13 protein-coding genes are annotated in these 18,167 nt (G+C 67.8%); 7 read left to right on the top strand and 6 right to left on the bottom strand.

The window, feature by feature from the left end; all coding sequences use genetic code 11:
* Positions 1-121: 121 nt before the first annotated feature.
* Genes dacB through hpt form a run of 4 tightly spaced genes read left to right on the top strand, consistent with a single transcriptional unit; the run spans position 122 to position 4,248 of the window.
* Entirely contained in the window at positions 122-1,579 is a 1,458-nt protein-coding gene (dacB, locus tag IBJ82_RS09440) for a D-alanyl-D-alanine carboxypeptidase/D-alanyl-D-alanine-endopeptidase (protein WP_194825565.1), read from the top strand.
* A gap of 14 nt (positions 1,580-1,593) precedes the next feature.
* Positions 1,594-2,655 carry a zinc-dependent metalloprotease gene (locus IBJ82_RS09445; RefSeq protein ID WP_194825566.1) on the top strand — a complete coding sequence of 354 codons (1,062 nt, stop codon included), beginning with the start codon at positions 1,594-1,596 and terminating at the stop codon, positions 2,653-2,655.
* Positions 2,656-3,672: a tRNA lysidine(34) synthetase TilS gene (tilS, locus tag IBJ82_RS09450; RefSeq protein ID WP_194825567.1), complete on the top strand. Its 1,017-nt coding sequence runs from the start codon at positions 2,656-2,658 to the stop codon at positions 3,670-3,672. It begins immediately after the preceding gene.
* Positions 3,673-3,696: 24 nt separating this feature from the next.
* Positions 3,697-4,248 (top strand): hypoxanthine phosphoribosyltransferase, encoded by a 552-nt coding sequence (hpt, locus tag IBJ82_RS09455; protein ID WP_056819061.1) that lies wholly within the window; start codon positions 3,697-3,699, stop codon positions 4,246-4,248.
* On the opposite strand, the gene IBJ82_RS09460 is transcribed toward hpt, so the two are convergent.
* Both IBJ82_RS09460 and IBJ82_RS09465 read right to left on the bottom strand, forming a co-directional pair.
* Positions 4,245-6,134: a serine/threonine-protein kinase gene (locus IBJ82_RS09460; protein ID WP_370585238.1), complete on the bottom strand. Its 1,890-nt coding sequence runs from the start codon at positions 6,132-6,134 to the stop codon at positions 4,245-4,247. The genes hpt and IBJ82_RS09460 overlap by 4 nt on opposite strands.
* Before the next feature lie 51 nt (positions 6,135-6,185).
* Complete coding sequence (locus IBJ82_RS09465) at positions 6,186-8,591, bottom strand: protein kinase (RefSeq protein WP_194825569.1); 2,406 nt, start codon at positions 8,589-8,591, stop codon at positions 6,186-6,188.
* Between the two features lie 223 nt (positions 8,592-8,814).
* Between IBJ82_RS09465 and IBJ82_RS09470 the strand changes: the two genes are divergently transcribed.
* Positions 8,815-10,161 (top strand): amidase, encoded by a 1,347-nt coding sequence (locus IBJ82_RS09470; protein WP_370585295.1) that lies wholly within the window; start codon positions 8,815-8,817, stop codon positions 10,159-10,161.
* On the opposite strand, the gene IBJ82_RS09475 is transcribed toward IBJ82_RS09470, so the two are convergent.
* The 3 genes from IBJ82_RS09475 to IBJ82_RS09485 form a co-directional block, all read right to left on the bottom strand.
* A complete protein-coding gene (locus IBJ82_RS09475; RefSeq protein WP_194825571.1) occupies positions 10,158-11,054 on the bottom strand; it encodes a LysR family transcriptional regulator in 897 nt (298 codons plus the stop codon). The genes IBJ82_RS09470 and IBJ82_RS09475 overlap by 4 nt on opposite strands.
* A 386-nt stretch (positions 11,055-11,440) precedes the next feature.
* Positions 11,441-12,991 carry an aldehyde dehydrogenase family protein gene (locus IBJ82_RS09480; RefSeq protein ID WP_194825572.1) on the bottom strand — a complete coding sequence of 517 codons (1,551 nt, stop codon included), beginning with the start codon at positions 12,989-12,991 and terminating at the stop codon, positions 11,441-11,443.
* Between the two features lie 120 nt (positions 12,992-13,111).
* Complete coding sequence (locus IBJ82_RS09485; protein ID WP_194825573.1) at positions 13,112-13,384, bottom strand: DUF2277 domain-containing protein; 273 nt, start codon at positions 13,382-13,384, stop codon at positions 13,112-13,114.
* 125 nt (positions 13,385-13,509) lie between these two features.
* Here IBJ82_RS09485 and IBJ82_RS09490 point away from each other — a divergent pair, with 125 nt between their 5' ends.
* Positions 13,510-14,367, top strand: a complete 858-nt coding sequence (locus tag IBJ82_RS09490) for a DUF1266 domain-containing protein (RefSeq protein WP_062991379.1) — start codon at positions 13,510-13,512, stop codon at positions 14,365-14,367.
* A 23-nt stretch (positions 14,368-14,390) separates the two neighbouring features.
* Here the strand turns inward: IBJ82_RS09490 and IBJ82_RS09495 are convergent, their stop codons facing one another.
* Positions 14,391-15,203, bottom strand: a complete 813-nt coding sequence (locus IBJ82_RS09495; RefSeq protein ID WP_370585239.1) for a hypothetical protein — start codon at positions 15,201-15,203, stop codon at positions 14,391-14,393.
* Between the two features lie 401 nt (positions 15,204-15,604).
* Here IBJ82_RS09495 and ftsH point away from each other — a divergent pair, with 401 nt between their 5' ends.
* Positions 15,605-17,980, top strand: a complete 2,376-nt coding sequence (gene ftsH / locus IBJ82_RS09500) for an ATP-dependent zinc metalloprotease FtsH (protein ID WP_194825574.1) — start codon at positions 15,605-15,607, stop codon at positions 17,978-17,980.
* Positions 17,981-18,167: the final 187 nt, after the last annotated feature.

An 18,167-nucleotide genomic window follows, 5' to 3' on the forward strand; every position in this document is an offset into this window, starting at 1 on the left:
CAGATCGTTCTGGGGAACCGTTGCGCAACGAGGATAGTGTGGTGTGCTGGTACACCGGTGCGGCAGGCGGCTGTAGTCGCGCAGTCGAGGCGTGTCGGGCGGCGTTGAGGGAGACACGGGCGTGGTCGGTACAAGCGGCAGCAATCCGGGATCGCAGGTGCAGGGGCGCCGCGGGTCCCGCTGGATCTGGTTCTCGGCGGTGATCGTCGCGCTGTTGGTGATCGCGGGCGGTTTCGCGGCGATCGCACGTCCGTGGACGCCGGAATTCCGGCACGGCGGGCTCACTGTGGCGCCGCCGCCGGACACGGGTCAGGTGTTTCCCGAGGTGGCGCCCGCTCGATCGGACGCGCCGGCGCCGACGGCGGCGGGAATCGCCGCGGCGCTCGCTCCGGTGGTCGGGAACCCCGATCTCGGTGCGTTCGCGGGTCAGGTGACCGATCCGAGCAGCGGAGCGGTGCTGTGGAGTCAGGACCCGACCAAGGCGATGATTCCGTCGTCGACGGCGAAGATCATGCTGGTCGCGGCCGCGTTGCTCACCTTGCCCGATGATCAGCGGGTGGCCACGAAGGTGGTCGCCGGTGCGCCCGGCGAGCTGGTGCTGGTAGCCGGTGGGGATCCGACGCTGACCACGCGGGCCACCGGCGGCTACTACACCGACGGCGCGCGGATCTCGGATCTGGCCGCGCAGGTACGGGCGGCGGGGAAGCAGGCGAAGGCGATCGTGGTCGACACCTCCGCTTACACGGGGCCGACGATGGCCTCCGGCTGGGATCCGATCGACATTCCGGAAGGGTCGATCACGCCGATCGAACCGATCATGATCGATGGGGGCCGGTTCGATCCTTCAGCCGACTATTCCCCGCGCACCGCGAACCCCGCGCTCGACGCGGGTCGGGCGCTGGCCGCCGAGCTCGGTATCGATCCCGGTGCCGTGCGGGTCGGTCCGGCTGCGCAGAGCGGGGTCCAGCTCGCGAAGGTCGAATCGGCGCCGCTGCGAGTTCGGCTGCACGACATGATGATTCATTCCGACAATGTGCTGGCCGAGACCATCGGGCGTGAGCTGGCGGTGGCGTCGGGACAGGCGGCGTCCTTCGCCGGAGCTGTGGCGGCTACCTCGGCGGCCCTGACGGCGGCTGGGTTCGATGTTACCGGGCTGCATCTGGCCGACAACAGCGGGCTTTCCGTGGATGACCGGGTAACGCCGAAGCTGCTCGATTCGATCATCGCCACCGCAGCCGAGCCGACCGGCGCCGCGGCGGTGGCACCTGCCGGAACGCAGGCCAAGCCCGAAAACGACCCGCGCGCAGCGGCTCTCGCGCCGATGTTGGACTACCTGCCCGTCGCGGGCGGCACCGGCACGCTCGCACCGCGCTTCGTCACCCAGAACCGGCAGGGCGCGGGGTGGGTGCGGGCCAAGACCGGAACTCTGAGTGTGGCCAGCGCGTTGGTCGGATATGTACTCGACCGCGACGGCCGGGTGCTCACCTTCGCACTCATGTCGAACGACCGGTTGCCGGAGCTCAGCAGGCCGGCGCTCGACGCGGTGGCGGGTGCCCTGCGCAACTGCGGATGCTCGTAGAGAACGGGTGGTTTATGACCGACAAGACCGAGCGCAAGAGTTCCGGCTTCAGCGGAGCGGTGGATTGGCCGTTGGCCGCGCGCACCGGGGCGCTGCTGGCGCCCTCCGGGCCGCGCGCGTCCAGGGCCACGGCGGAACAGGTCGTCGCCGAGCTGGCGTCGGCCTCGGTGCTGGCAGAACTGCCGGTCCGTGAGGTCAGCGGGTTGCTCGACGATCGGCCGGTACCCGAGGCGCGGATCGTCGACCGGCCGGGCTGGATCGCCGCGGCCGCTGATTCGATGGCGGTGCTCACCGGCACCGAATTCACGGACCGCGGCAAGTTCGTCGGAAAGCCCGCGGGCGTCCAGGCCGGGACCATGCTGGCGTTCCTGTCCACCGCGATTCTCGGGCAGTACGACCCGTTCACCGGCGAGGACGGCACATTGTTGCTGGTCGCGCCCAATATTCTCGGCGTCGAGCGGGCGCTGGGCGTCGATCCGAGCGACTTCCGGTTGTGGGTGTGCCTGCACGAGGTGACGCACCGGGTGCAGTTCTCGTCGGCGCCCTGGTTGGGCGGGTACATGCGCACCAACGTCGACATCTTGAGTGAGGTCGGCGAGGAACCGATGAGCGAGCTGCTCACCCGGTTGGTCGGCGAGGTGCGGTCGCGGCGCAACGGTGACAATGCCGACGATCCGAACAGCCGTGGCGTGGTCGGGCTGTTGCGTGCGGCCCAGGCGCCGCCGCAGCGCGAGGCGCTGGATCGGCTGTTGATGCTCGGCACACTGCTCGAGGGGCACGCGGATCATGTGATGGACGCCGTCGGGCCCGCGGTGGTGCCCACTGTCGCCGATATCCGGGCAGCCTTCGATCGGCGCAGGCAGCGGCCGTCGAATCCGGTTCAGCGGCTGCTGCGGGCGCTGCTCGGGGTGGACGCGAAGGTCGCGCAGTACGTACGAGGCAAGAAGTTCGTGGACGCGGTGGTCGAACGGGTGGGGGTCGCGGAGTTCAACACGGTGTGGACGAACGCGGACACGCTGCCGCTGCTGGACGAGGTCGACGAGCCCGAGCGGTGGATTCGCCGGGTGCTGGGGTAGATGACGGAATCGGGCAGTATCCGGCTGCCGGAGACGGCGGCGGTCCTCGCTGTGCGGCAGGGGGTGCGGGAGTGGGTCCACGCGCAGGGCGGGCGCAGGCCGGTGGTCGTCGGGTTGTCGGGCGGGGCCGATTCGCTGGCCTTGGTGGCCGCCGCTGTCGTCGAGGCCGGTGAAGTGACGGCCGTCGTGGTCGATCATCGGTTGCAGGACGGTTCGGCGGAGGTCGCGGAGCGGGCGGCTGAGCGGGCGCGTGCGCTCGGGTGTGCGTCGGCGGTGGTCGTTCCGGTCGAGGTGGGGCGCGAGGGTGGGGTAGAGGCGGCCGCGCGAGCGGCTCGGTACGAGGCGCTGGAGTCGGTGCGCGCGGGGCGGCCGGTCTTGCTCGGGCACACGCTCGATGATCAGGCCGAGACCGTGTTGCTCGGGCTGGCGCGCGGGTCCGGTGGGCGGTCGATTCAGGGGATGGTGGCGTGGAAACCCCCGTGGGGGCGGCCGTTGCTCGGGGTGCGGCGGGCCCAGACGGTGCGGATGTGTGCGGATCTGGAGATCGAACCGTGGGACGACCCGCACAACGCGGACCTCAGATACACGCGAGTGCGAGTCCGCAACGAAGTGCTCCCGCTGCTCGAGCAGGTGCTCGGCGGTGGCGTGGCCAAGGCGCTGGTTCGCACCGCCGATCAACTCCGGGAGGACGGGGCGGTCCTCGATGTCTACGCCGACGAACTGCTGCGGACGGCGCGCTCGCACGGCAGTGGCACCGGCGACAACGATCGACCCACGGTCTCGATCGAGATCCTGGCCACTGCGCCGCCCGCACTGCGTCGCCGGGCCGTGCGCGCCTGGCTCGCCGATCAAGGCGTCACCGGGCTCATGAATGCGCATTTGCAGGCGATCGACGAGCTGGTGAGCAACTGGCGCGGGCAGGGCGGGGTGGCTGTGGGAGGCGGGTCCAGGGACCACAGGTTGGTCGTGACGCGCGAACATGGCACGCTGGCGGTGCGAGCACAGCCGCGCATTTGATGCCACGAAGGGACACCCACTTCCGTGTACGGAGACGACATCGCATCGGTGCTGATCACCGAAGACGAGATCAAAGCCAAGATCGAGGAATTGGCCGAACTCGTCGCCAAGCGATACCCGCCCGATTCCCCCGAAGGTGACCTCCTGCTGATCTGCGTCCTCAAGGGCGCGATCTTCTTCATGACCGACTTCGCCAGGGCGCTGTCGATTCCCACCCAGCTCGAATTCATGGCCGTGTCGTCCTACGGTTCGTCCACCTCGTCCTCGGGCGTCGTGCGCATCATGAAGGACCTGGACAAGGACATCGCGGGCCGCAACGTCCTGATCGTCGAGGACATCATCGACTCGGGTCTGACCCTGTCCTGGCTCAAGCGCAACCTGTCCACCCGCAACCCGGCCTCGCTGGAAGTAGTCACCCTACTCCGCAAGCCCGACGCCTTGCGTACCCCTGTCGACGTCGCCCACGTGGGCTTCGACATCCCCAACGAATTCGTCGTCGGCTACGGCCTCGATTACGCCGAGCGCTACCGCGACCTGCCCTACATCGGCACCCTCAACCCGGCCGTCTACTCCTAGTCTGTTGTCCGCGAGCCGACCACCCGCAGCAAGGCGCGGATGTCGGCTTCGATGATTCGGAACAGCACGTAGGACACGACGAACCCGATCACCCCGCCCACGCAGATAGCGCGGAGTGGGGTGGTGGTCGTTCGTAGGTCTTCGACCGGCAAGAATGTCGCTCCGATACCCGCGACGAGCGGGATGGACGCCGCAGCGATCAAGTACCGGTGACAGTGGACGATCAGACCTGTCAGCGCCCGCACGTCGCTGCGGAAGTCCCCACCGTGGTGTGGAAACAACGGGTATATGCAGCGCGTGAGATAGAGCGTGATCAGGAAGAACGGGTAGGTCATCGCAATGGCCGCGCAGATCGCCGCCGCGAGCCCGAAGTGAACCGCGGTCCGGATAGTCAGACCGTTGCCTGCGAGCCCGATTGTCGCCGCGAATACGGCGGCCGCCGACAGCCACAGGACGAAGGCTATCGCGACAGCCTGGTTGCCCAGGCGCAAGGAATCTCGGCGGGCGCGGTCGAGCGAATGGTAGCCCCTGCCCGAACGCAGCCGCCGGGGGGCAATCAGGAGTCGTCTGGCCAGGTAGATCAAGATTGCGGCGCCGAAAGCGAAGAACACCACGTTCGTGACACCTGCGACTCTCAGCAACGTGCCACGGGTGCTCGGATCGAGCCGGTCGACGATCAATGCGGTATTCAACTGTGCGTTATAGAGCGCAGCCAGCAAGTTGGGGATGGCGATTGACAAAGCCATTATGGGAAACAGGAACGGCCGCAATCTGATTCGCCAACTATTCGGTGGTGGATCTACTAGATCGCGAGCGTGCGCATCCTGGCACAGGTCGAACTGTGTAGCGAGAACGTCTCCGTCGGGCCAGCGGTCGGTTCGGTCCGGCTCGAGGCAACGAAGCAACACCCGGCGAAGCGCAGGCGGACAATCCGGTGGGAGTTGTTGTAGCGCAGAAGAACTCACGCCCGCGCTGCGTGAGGTGAGCATTGCTTCGAGCCTGGTCTGATCGCCCCAGGCCGGGTCGTCGGCACCGGTGTCGTCGAATGGTTTTGTGCCGGTAAGCAATTCCCACAGCAGCACGCCCAGCGAGAAGAGATCGGAGCGGGCTTCGAGGTCGGCTGCGCTACGGTCGTGGCCGGGGTGGCTGGCCTCCAGCTGTTCGGGCGACATGTACGCCAGCGACCCGCCGAAATACGAGAGCGGGCTGGTACCCGCGCTCTCGCTGAAGCTGATGTTGAAATCGGCGAGCTTGGGCACTCCCTCGGCCGTGAGCAGGACGTTCGCCGGCTTCACATCACGGTGGAGCACACCCCGGTCGGCGGCGTGATCCAGCGCGGCGGCCAGCCGTCGACCCAGCCAGGCCACGGTGTCGGGCCAGCTGAGGGCGGCGATCTCGCGGCGCACGCTCGAATCCGCCGGACGGATTTCGCCCTTCTCCGTCATCGCCGCGTCGATCGCGTCGAGCAGGAGTCGGCCGCTGCGTTCGGCGGGTGGGGTCGCGCGCACCCAGCGCAGCAGGCCGAGCAGGGTGCCGCCGGGCAGGAATTGCATGTACAGCAGGCGGAGGCGGGGTGAGCCGTCGGCCGGATCGAGCACCAGCTGATCGAAGACTCGCACGATGTAGTCGTGATCGAGCTGGGCCAGGGTTTGTGGCTCGGTGCCGCTGTCGGCGGAGATCTTCACCGCGACCAAGCGCTGCATCGAGCGTTGTCGGGCGAGGAAGACCCGGGCGAACGCCCCTGAACCGAGCTCGGTGAGCAGCTCGAAGTCGCCTATTCGCGCGCCCACCTCGAACCGGTCGAGCCCGCGACGAACGGTGGGGTGCATGGTGGCGGTGCGGTCGAGCGAGGGGCGGGTCGCCTCGGTGATCACTGTCGAGCTCACGACGGGGGATACGGACGCGGGCGCGCGGAAGTTCATCCGCGCCGGGCAGCCTCAGCTGACTACGCGTTCCAGCGCCTTCAAGTCGGCTTCGAGTGCTCGGAACATCAGGTAGGAGGCGATGAAGGCGAAGATGCCGCCGACGCAGAGGACCCGGACGGCGACGATCACGGCCGGGATATCGCTGGGCGGGAGGAAGGTGACACCGGCTACGGCGAGCAGGGGGACCGAGGCCGCCACCGCTAGATACCAGGTGCAGCGGCGGCTCAGCGCGCGCAGCCAGGCGCCGTCGTCGGTGCTGGTTTCGCCGTGCTTGAGGAAGATCGGGTAGATGCAGCGGACCAGGTAGAACGTCACCAGGAAGAACGGGTAGGCGACGGCTATCGCGCCGCAGACCAGCAGGGACGCGAGGAAGTGGACCACGGCATGGCCGGGGACGTCACCCGCGGCCAATTGCAGGGCGATGGGGAAGGTGAGTCCCGAGATCGCCCACAGCGAGAACGCGACGATCACGACCCGATCGCCCATGCGCAAGGTGTCGTGTCTGGTGCGGCGCAGGGTCGGCGGGTCGTAGCGGCGGCCGTGGCGAAGGCCGCGCGGCACGGAGAGCACGAAACGGGCGAGGTAGATGAGCACCGCGGCGCCCAGTGGGAAGAAGACCAGGTTCACGCCCGCGGTGATCACGACGAACGATTGCTGGGCGGTCTCGTTGAGCCGACTCACCACCAGGGTCTGGTTGTGCTGGATGTTGTACCAGGAGGCCAATGCGTTGGGGATGCCGATCGCCAGGACCATCACCAGCAAGGGCCATTTGCGCCACAGCATCCGCCAGCTGTTCGGCGGCGGGTCGACGAGGTCGCGGGCGCGCGCGTCCAGGCACAGGTCGAACTGCTTGGCCAGTACTCCACCCTCGGCCCAGCGACGCGACCTGTCCGGATCGAGGCAGGTCAGCAGGACCCGTCGCAGCGCAGTGGGACAGTTCGTCGGAACCCGGTCGAGCGCGGCCTGGTCGACGCCGACGGTACGGCGTTCGAGCATCGCTTCGAGTGTGGTTTCGTCGCCACGACCCTCGGCGGCGGCGGTGCTGTCGTCGAAGGGCTTCGCGCCGGTCAGCAGTTCCCACAGGACCACGCCAAGGGAGAAGATATCGCTGCGGGTGTCGAGGTCGGCGGCGGTGCGGCCGAGGCCGGGGTGGCAGGCCTCGAGCTGTTCGGGCGACATGTACGACAGCGAACCGCCGAAGTAGGCCACCGGGCTGGTGCCCTCGACGGTGCGACTGAAGCTGATGTTGAAGTCGGCGAGCTTGGGGACGCCCTCGGCGGTGAGCAGCACATTCGCCGGTTTCACATCACGGTGCAGCACACCGTGCGAGGACGCGTAGTCGAGCGCCTCGGCCACCCGCCTGCCCAGCCAGGCCACCGTTTCCGGCCAGCTCAGGGCGGCGATCTCGGAGCGCACGCTCGAATCGGTCGGGCGGATCTCGCCCTTCTCCTCCATGGCGGCGTCCACCGCGTCGAGCAGCAGTTTGCCGCTGCGTTCGGCGGGTGGGGTCGCGCGGACCCAGCGCAGCAGGCCGAGCAGGGTTCCGCCGGGCAGGAACTGCATGTAGAGCAGACGGAGGCGACGCGAACCCGAGGGCGCCGAGTCGGTGTCCATCAGTTGCTGGTCGAACACGCGCACGATGTAGTCGTGGTCGAGCTGGGCCAGCGTCTGCGGCTCGGTGCCGCGGTCGGCGGAGATCTTCACCGCGACCAGACGCTGCATCGACGTCTGCCTGGCCAGGAAGACGCGCGCGAACGCACCGGAACCGAGCCCGGTGAGCAGCTCGAAATCGCCGATGCGCTGGCCGATTTCGATGCGGTCGAGCGGCTCGAACGCGCCGGGATTCGAGAGTGCGTCCGTCGACGACGTCGCGGCCGAGGTGGCGGTCGCGGTGAGGTCGAGCTCCGGGCTGGTCATCTGGGTACTACGGGTCGAGTCCAGCGTTTGGTTCATCGTCGCGTCGAGATCGTCGGCCCGATGGGTGCTCTGGTCGAGTTCCTCGGTGTTGAGCAGGCCGCGCAGACTGGCCGCCTGCTCGGGGTATTCGCGCAGGCAATCGCGCGGATCCACGCGCTCGCCGCTGTGCCTGCGGATGACGAATTCCTCGAACACCAGCCCGGCGGGCAGCGATGCCCGATCGAGTTCGGGGAACTCGGCGCAGTAGTTGATCAGTCGCTTGCGGGCGATGTCGGAGCCCGTGTGATGCAGCCAGCGGTGGCGCAGGTCGACCCGGATCAGTTCGTGCAGCGCCTGCGCGCGCAAGGTGGCCGCGTCGGGAAGGAACTCGGCGATCTCGGGCGGGTGCTCGGCGGCCGTGCCCCACGCGGCGGCGAACGCCTCGACCATGTCGACGCGCACATCAGCGGCCCGACCGGGCGTCGCGTCGGGTTGTTGCCCGCTTGCGGTGTTATCGCTCATCACCCGACCTAAGTGTTCGCGCGGATCGGTGCGAAATTCATTCCGCCACACCCGCCGCCATCGCCGGAGAGCTGTACTAGAAATGATAACTTGCGCCTCTAGAGCTGATCACCCGAATTTCGACGACCATGCGACGGGGGCGAATCCGCAGATGAACGAAGACCTCACAGCGGTAGCATGGGAGTCCGTCGACGACGACGGCGTAACGGACGCTGAGGTGACGATGGACTCGTCCCGCCCCGCCGACGAATACCCCATCGGCGGCCCTGCGGCAGCACTGGCTGCCCGGGTTCGCGCGGGCACCATCACGCCCGCCGACGTCACCGCCGACGCGCTGGCACGCATCGCCTCGGAGAATCGCAAGATCAACGCGTTCACGGTGGTGCGAGCCGAGCGGGCAAGAGCCGAAGCGCGAGAACTGGCCGCCAGACTAGATCTCGACGAACTACCGCTGGCCGGTGTGCCGGTGGCGGTGAAGCAGAACATCGCGGTGGCGGGAGAGCCGACCCGCGCGGGCTCGGCGGCCACCTCCGCCGAACCGGCCGACGCCGATCACCCGGTGGTGGCCAGGTTGCGGGCCGCGGGCGCGATCGTCGTCGGGTTGACGGCCATGCCGGAACTCGGTTTGTGGGCGACTACCGATTCCGAAGGGAGTGTCACGCGCAATCCACGCGATGTCGGCCGGTCAACGGGTGGATCCTCGGGTGGCGCGGCCGCCGCGGTGGCCGCCGGACTCGTCCCGATCGCGCACGGCAACGACGGCCTCGGCTCGATCCGGGTGCCTGCCGCGGCGTGCGGAGTGTTCGGAATCAAGCCGGGTAGACACGTCGTGCCCTCGCAGATCGGCGCCGATTCCTGGGCCGGACTCGCCGAGAACGGCGTCCTCGCGACAACGGTGTCGGACGCGGCGCTGGCGCTTTCGGTGTTGGCGGGCCGCTCTGACCTGGCCGAACTACGCAAACCGCAGCGACTACGCATCGGACTGGCCGTGGCCCCGCCGTCGCGACTGGTCCGCATGGATCGGCATTGGACGGCGGCGGCGCGCACCGCGGGTGCGCGCGCGGCAGTGGCCGGGCACGAGGTGCAACCGGTCGAGCTGCCTTACGGCGATGCGGCGCTGTTGATGCTGCTGCGCTGGCCGAGCGCGGGTCTCGGCGACGCCGACGCGCTCCCGAAGCCCGAACTACTCCAGCAACGGACCCGACGTCATCTGGCGCTCGGCAGAGTGATCCGGCGTCTCGGTCTGGTCCGTCCCAGCCAGATCGACCGGACCGAAGCCAGACTGCTCGAATTCTTCGAAGACTTCGACGTGGTGATCACGCCGACACTCGCCGCGCCGCCGCCGAAGGCCAGACAGTGGAGCGGGCGCGGTTGGGTCGCGAATGTCGTGTCCTCGGTGCGCTACGCACCGTTCACCGGACTGTGGAATCTGCTCGGCTGGCCCGCGGCGTCACTGCCGATGGGCACTCACCCCGAGGCGCATACTCCGTTGGCCGCGCAACTGATCGGTCCGCCGGGCAGCGAGGCCACCTTGCTCGGCCTCGCCGCCCAACTGGAACTGTCGAACTAGACCGCGATCGGCTGTGGCTGCGGTGTCGGCTCGGAGAAGCCCCCGTCGACAGCGCGACCGGCGAATTCCAGAATGGTCGGGCGAGTGTCGTCGGCCCGCCACGCCACCGCCAGCTCACACGGGGTGAGACCGGCGACCGGACGCGCGGTGAGCCCGGGCCAGCGGTACATCGGCACATTGTTCTCGGCCAGCAGGCACACACCGAGGCCGAGGCTCACGGCCTCGAGCTTGTCCTCGGGGGTGGCCGCCTCGGCGCCGATCTTGGCCGCCTTGCCGCCACGGGCGTCGTTGCCGAGCCAGAAGTCGCGGACCGCGCCCGCTTCGGTGGGCAGCGCGACGAAGGACTCGTCGAGCAGATCGGCGAACTCGATGCTTTCCTGCTCGGCCAGGGGGTGCGACTCGGGCAGCAGCACCCAGCGCGGCTCGGTGCGCAGCACCTGCCAGCGATAACGGTTGGGGTCGGGCAGCGGCAGCCAGACCAGCGACAGGTCGGCCTGTCGACCGGCCAGACCGCTGGACGGGTCGTTCCACGACGCCGCGTGCAGGGCGAGACGGTGCCCGCTCGCGCTCTCGAGGTCGTTGAGCAGGCCGCGGCCGAGCGCGGACTGGATACCGACGCGCAGCACCTCGCCTGCTTCCTGGAGGGACACGTTGGTCACCTCCCACAGCTCGAGGATCTTGCGGGCGCCTTCGAGGAGTTCCTTACCGGCGACGGTCAGGGCGACACTGCGCTGGTTGCGGTCGAACAGGACCACGTCGAGCTGGCGTTCGAGCTGACGGATCTGGCGTGACAACGTCGGCTGAGCGATGTGCAGCCGCTGCGCGGCGTTGGTGAAATGCAGTTCCTCAGCGACGGCGACGAAATACCGCAGATCGCGCAAATGCGGGTCCATAGCACCTTGCTATCAGAATCGGTCGGGAAAATCCAGCCAAAACGGGCAAGGAAGTTCGCGGAAGTGGATCAAAACAGTCACCAGGTTGGTAATCCACAGCATATGGCCTGACATGGTGAGCTGCACCATCGGATTGCGTTTTGTTCACTGTGATCGATCACAGAGCGGATCGGCGGCGAAGTTGGGCGGCTGACCAGCGATAATGCGGCGACATTCACACTCGTTGCCCGAATGTAAGCCTCGACGTGTCGCCGTCGGGCAACCCGAAAGGTGCCGCTGACCACGGCGCGCGTTGCGGGGAGGGCTCAGCAGGTGACGTTGCTCACAAACAAGTTTCGACGCGACGAATCCGGCTGCGCGCGAGTGCGCGTCGCAGCCGGAATCAGCTAGTCGCTCTTCTTCAGGCGCAGCACCGTCGGCAGGTCGATCCGGCGCATCCCACGCGCACCCGCGGCCCGCATCGCCGCGACCGCGAAGACCAGCTTGTTCATGTCGTACGGGTACCAGAACAATTCCTTGCCCATGGTCGGCAGCTTCGGCTTCGTCATCGCCTGCGCGCGACAGTATTTCCGCAGGCCCGACGCGCCGCCCCAGCGCGCGCCGACGCCGGACAGGCCCCAGCCGCCCATCGGCATCGCGGGATTGAACAGGTTCGCGAATACGTCGTTGATGTTCACCGCGCCGGTGTTCAACTGCCTGGCCACGCGTTCGCCGCGTGCCTTGTCGCCGGTCCAGACCGACGCCGAGAGCCCGTAGATCGAGTCGTTGGCCATCCGGATCGCCTCGGCCTCGTCGGCCACCTTCATCACCGGCAGCGTCGGGCCGAAGGTCTCCTCGGCGACGCACGACATCGAGTGGTCCACATCGACGAGCACGGTCGGCTCGAAGAAGGTGCCGACGCCGGTGCGTTTGCCGCCGGTGGTCGCCCGGGCGCCCGCGGCGATCGCGTCGTCGACGTGGCGCTGCACGATCAGCACCTGGTTCTCGTTGGCCAGCGCGCCGACGTCGTTGCTCGACTCGCGACCGTCGGCGCCCTGGCGCAGCGCGGCCACCGCCGCGGTCAGCTTCGTGACGAACTCGTCGTAGACCGGCGCCTCGACGTAGACCCGCTCGACCGAGATGCATACCTGACCGGCGTTGAACATGCCGCCGAAGGCGATGCCGTGCGCGGCGCGGTCGATGTCGGCGTCGGCGAGCACGATCGCCGGGTCCTTGCCGCCGAGTTCGAGGCTGTAGGGCACCATCCGCTCCGCGCAGGCGGCCGCGATCTTGCGGCCGGTCGCGGTGGAGCCGGTGAACTGGATGTAGTCGGTGTTCTCGACGACGGCCGCGCCGGTCGCGCCCGCGCCGGTGACCACCTTGAACACCGGCGGCGCGCCGATCTCGGCCCAGCCTCGGGCCAACTCCACCGCCGACAGCGGTGTCACCTCCGACGGCTTGAGGATCACCGCGGCGCCGGCGGCCAGCGCGGGGAACACATCGATCGCGGGCATCGCGAGCGGGAAGTTCCACGGGGTGATCACCCCGACCACGGGATACGGGCGATAGGCGACCGTCAGCGTCTTCACTCGCGCGAGCGGGCTGTGCGGGGACGGGTGATCGTCGGCGAGGAATTTGGCGGCCCGGCGCGCGTAGTAGCCGAGGATGTCGACCGCGAACGCCGGATCGATGATCGCGTCGACGCGCGGCTTGGCGGTCTCGGACTGCAGCACCGCGGCCAGGTGCTCGGTGTTGTCGATCAGCCAGTCCTGCATTTTCAGCAGCCACTTCTTACGCCCGGCGGGCCCGATCGCCTCCCACTCGGGCTGGTACAGACGCAGCTCCCGCACCGCGGCCGCCACCTCGTCCGGCGTGGTGACCGGCACGGTGCCTGCGAGTTCGCCCGTCGCCGGATTGTGTACTTCGATCACCGCGGCGGTCTTGTCGAGTTCGCTCATTGGTCGTTCTCCTTAGTGCATCCGCTGAATTCGATCCACCGACTATCGCGGCGCGACCAGAGGAAATGGCGTGCCCGCTCGAGTCAATTAGAACACGTTGCAGTATGGAGTTCGCCGATCCTACGAGGTCTCGCTGACCTCGTTTTCGCGGGCCGCGATCCGGCGCAGCGGTGGCTCGGTAGGCGGCGGGACTCGCCGATCGGGCAGTTCCGCCAGCAACTCCGTGGTAGCCGCGGCGATGGCCGCGACAGCTTTGTCGACCGCGGGTTTGGTGGCGCTACTCAGGCCGGAGATGCCGCCGACTTTGCGCACATATTGCAAGGCGGCAGCGTAGATCTCCTGCTCGGTGGCGGCAGGCTCCAGACCACGCAAGACGGTGATATTTCTACACATGTCAGAACCATAGACCTGTGCGGCATGACACGACAGGTGAAGAATGAGGCGATCTGAAAATCTCGTAATGCAGGTGAGATTCGCAGGCCGCCCGTGATCGCGGTCACCGCACTAGACTCGGCCGCATGCCTGCCAGGGGAGTACCAGCGCTGACCACTTTTCCGTACCCGGAACTAGACGAGCGCGAAGAAGATCACTGGTCGGGCGCGGGGGTGAGCGACGACGAACTGCGCGCGCTCGCACTCGGAGCCTTCTACTCCACGCGCTGGGACGCCTTCCACGACGCCATGCTGCTCGGCCCCGAACGTGAGCACCCGCTCGGTGACCGCCGTGAACTGGCCATCGACACCCTCACCGGCGCCTGGGGCATCACAGACGGCACCGAAGCCCGCGCCTCGATGGAGCAGTTGCTCGAAGGCATGCACGCACCGTTGTATTCGCTGGTGCATCCGCTGGTGATGGCCTCGGTCAATGCCAGCGAGCGCGACCGTTTCGGTGAGCGTGCCGACAAGCAGCGCGCGTTTCTGCGTCAGGTCGGTTCGTTTCGGGGGATGGACAACCCCGAGGCGCTGGTCCGCGACTACGACATCTGGGCCCAAGCCATCAAGATCGGCTTCACCGACCACCTATCGCGCCCGCTACCCAACGACATCCACGCCTGGGACCTGGCCCGCGTGGTCGCGGTGGCCCGGATGGCGTTCACCGCGGGATATATCGACGCCGATGTGGCGTGGGAATACTGCATGCGCGCGCTGGTGCCCGCGCAGCGCCGCTACCGCAACTGGCGTCAATTCGGCGATGCCTACCTCACCGGCTGGACCTACTGGCAGGCCACCGAGGACCTCGCCGAGTTGAAGAACGGCGGCGTCGACCGGCGGATGGAACTGGTGCGCCTGTGGACCCGACCGACGAGCCCGTGGCGCCGTATCGAGCTCAACGAGCCGGAGCAGAAGGCGGAAACCGAAGCAGCCGAACCGAATTGAGCATTCGGTTCGACCACCGGTGGCTACAGGCTGCGAAGTATCCCGCGGCCGTAGCGCTGGAATTGCGTGTCGTCGACCATGCCGAGCGAATGCCGCTCGACCAGTAGTTCCCACTCCGCGTAGAGCTGGTTGACGCCCGGATCGGCGGGGCCGGCGGCACCGTCGGCGGCCTGCCTGCGGACGGCGAAGTTCACCGCGCAGGTGACCCGCTCGGTGTCGGCGCGATCCACGCCCGCGAAATGCAGGGTGCGATTGCCGTCGTTGATGTCGATGCCCGAGCCGCCGTGGCGCGTATCGACCTCGCCCGGCGCCGAGCGCGTGCCCTCGATGGTGCGGGCGCCGAGAATCGCGGCCACCGCCAATTCGAAGGCATAGCGTTCGCCGCTGCTGCCGATCGAGATGAACAGCACGCGAGAGGTCGTCGCCGCGAGCAGGCCGGTACCCGATCCCGCGGGCGGGGCGGCCACGGCGATCGCCGTTTCCAGAACGTATTCGTCGGGGGTGACGTACCGATTCAGCGCGGTGACGGCCGTACGGGCGTCCTTGCGCGGGGCCATCCGGCGCACGGCGCGCTCGACATCGGCGCGGGTCGGGCCCGACTTTCCCCACTCGGGCGGGGGCGGGGTGAGATCCGGCGCGGCCACGTCGATGCGCTGGGTGGTCATGATCTGGTCGTTGATCCGGTCGACGATGCCGAGGGCGGCAGGCACGTCGTGCTCGGCGATGAGCACCGGAAGGGGAGTGCGGTCGGCGGGAACGCCGGTGAGGACCGCCGTGGGATAACGCAGATAGATTTCGATGACCACCGCTTCGTCGGCGCGCCGATTGAGGCGCACCTTGAGGAGGTCGGCAATGGGAACGTCGAGAACACGTTCGCCGTCGGTACCCGGCCGGAGGACGACAAGCCGTCCATCGCCGTGGCGCAGAATCGCTGTGGGTGTTCGTAGCTCGACGATGTCTATACCCCCTGCGCTGTAGTTGTGTCGTCGCCCACGATAAGGCGGGCATGACATGATTGTGGCCACTTGCCACAACCCGGTCGGAGCGTTCGGGAACCTCTTGCGTTCTCCGGCCGTTTACCAGTGCAACTGCACCAGCAGCCGAACTGCGCGATGTATCGAACTAGACCGTACGCGGTAACGTGGCATGTCCGCATCCGAAACCCGCCGATCTCGACGCTTCGCAAGCACACCCGGAGTAATAACCGGAAAGGACTGGGCCGTCCGGCCGACGCTCTATGAACCGCAAGACAGTGTTTCGCACCTTGGCGATCATCTCGGGCATCATGCTCATGATCTGGCTGTTCAGCTTTCTCAGCGATGACACGCGCGGTTGGGAGAGTGTCGACACTTCCGTTGCGCTGACCCAGCTCGAGGACAAAGCGAACGTCAAGAACGTGCAGATCGATGACAAGGAGCAACAGCTCCGCATCGAACTGAACAACGGCAACGAGGCCACGAGCAACAACTCCAAGATCGTCGCCAAGTACCCCAGTGGCGGGGAGAACTCCGCGCAGGTCCTCGACGCTGTGCAGAAGTCCGGCGCGCCGTACGACACCGTGGTCAAGCAGGAGAGCTGGCTTTCCCAGCTGCTGCTGTTCATCGTGCCGATGGTGCTGTTGGTCGGCCTGTTCATCTTCGTGATGTCGCGCATGCAGGGCGGTGGCCGTGGCGGAATGATGGGCTTCGGAAAGTCCAAGGCCAAGCTGCTGACCAAGGACATGCCGAAGACCACGTTCTCCGACGTCGCCGGTGCCGACGAGGCCGTCGAAGAGCTCTACGAGATCAAGGACTTCCTGCAGAATCCGGCCCGCTACCAGGCACTCGGCGCGAAGATCCCCAAGGGCGTGCTGCTCTACGGCCCGCCGGGAACCGGTAAGACGCTGCTGGCCCGCGCCGTCGCCGGTGAGGCCGGGGTGCCGTTCTTCACCATCTCCGGTTCGGATTTCGTCGAGATGTTCGTCGGTGTCGGCGCCTCCCGCGTGCGCGACCTGTTCGAGCAGGCCAAGCAGAACAGTCCGTGCATCATCTTCGTCGACGAGATCGACGCGGTCGGCCGCCAGCGCGGTGCCGGCCTCGGCGGCGGTCACGACGAGCGCGAGCAGACCCTCAACCAGCTCCTGGTCGAGATGGACGGCTTCGGCGATCGCTCCAACATCATCCTGATCGCGGCCACCAACCGGCCCGACATCCTCGACCCCGCGCTGCTGCGTCCGGGCCGGTTCGACCGGCAGATCCCGGTCGGCAATCCCGACCTGGCCGGTCGCCGCGCGATCCTGCGGGTGCACTCGGCGGGTAAGCCGATCTCGCAGGACGCCGACCTCGAGGGTCTGGCCAAGCGCACCGTGGGTATGTCCGGCGCCGATCTGGCCAACGTCATCAACGAGGCCGCGCTGCTCACCGCCAGGGAGAACGGCACGGTCATCACCGGCGAATCGCTCGAGGAGTCGGTCGACCGGGTGATCGGCGGCCCGCGTCGCAAGAGCCGCATCATCAGCGAGCACGAGAAGAAGATCACCGCCTACCACGAGGGCGGCCACACCCTGGCGGCCTGGGCGATGCCCGATATCGAGCCCGTCTACAAGGTCACCATCCTGGCGCGCGGCCGCACCGGCGGTCACGCCATGACGGTGCCAGAGGACGACAAGGGCCTGATGACCCGCTCGGAGATGATCTCGCGGCTGGTCTTCGCGATGGGTGGCCGTGCGGCCGAGGAACTGGTGTTCCACGAGCCGACCACCGGCGCGTCCTCCGATATCGACCAGGCCACCAAGATCGCTCGCGGCATGGTCACCGAGTACGGCATGAGTGCCCGCCTCGGTGCCGTGCGCTACGGCCAGGAGCAGGGCGACCCGTTCCTCGGCCGCTCGATGGGCGTGCAGGCCGACTACTCGCACGAGGTCGCCCGCGAGATCGACGAGGAGGTGCGCAACCTCATCGAGGCCGCGCACACCGAGGCGTGGTCCATCCTCAGCGAATACCGCGAGCAGCTCGACGCGTTGGCCACCGCGCTGCTCGAGCGCGAGACGCTGCACCGCAAGGATCTCGAGACGGTTCTGGCCGGTGTCGAGAAGCGTCCGCGGATCACCGCGTTCAACGATTTCGGTGACCGGCACCCGTCGGACAAGCCGCCGGTGAAGACGCCGGGCGAGCTGGCCGTGGAGCGCGGCGAGCCGTGGCCGCCGGTGCAGCCGGCTCCGGTGCCGGTGCCCAACGGAGCGCCGCCGGTCGAGCCCAACGGGTACCAGGGTCAGCCTTACGGCCAGCCCGCACCGCCCGCGGCCGGTTACCCGCTGCCCGCCGCGCCGACCCAGGCGTTCCCCCGGCAGTCCGGTACGCACGGTTCGCGGCCCGATTACGGTGCACCGGCAGGTTGGTCGGCTCCCGGTTGGCCGCCGCGCGACGAGCAGCAGCAGCCCCCGCAGCAGCAGCCTCAGCAGCCGCAGCAGCAACCCCAATCGCCCCAGGATCAGGGCAGTGCTTGGGGTCGACCCGAGCAGCAGCCGCGGCACGCAGGCGACGGCTTCCAGCCGTGGGGCGTCCAACCGCAGCCGCCCGCGCGTGACGCCGATCCGGAGAACAAGGAATGGGAAGGGCCGAACGGCCGCCACTGACCGGTGGCCAACTACGCTCGAACGTCGAATGCCGGACGATTACCGGCGTCGACACAGGTTCTCGGCCCGCACTGAAGGATTTCAGCGGTGCGTCCCGGATCGGCTGACGGTGGTCAGTGCGAAAAGGAAGTGCTCGCCAGGACAGACGTGGTGAACAGGGCCGAGAACCCGCGGCGCCAGCCGCAAA

The sequence above is a fragment of the Nocardia sp. XZ_19_231 genome (assembly GCF_015355705.1).
In the GTDB taxonomy this organism is placed as follows: domain Bacteria; phylum Actinomycetota; class Actinomycetes; order Mycobacteriales; family Mycobacteriaceae; genus Nocardia; species Nocardia salmonicida.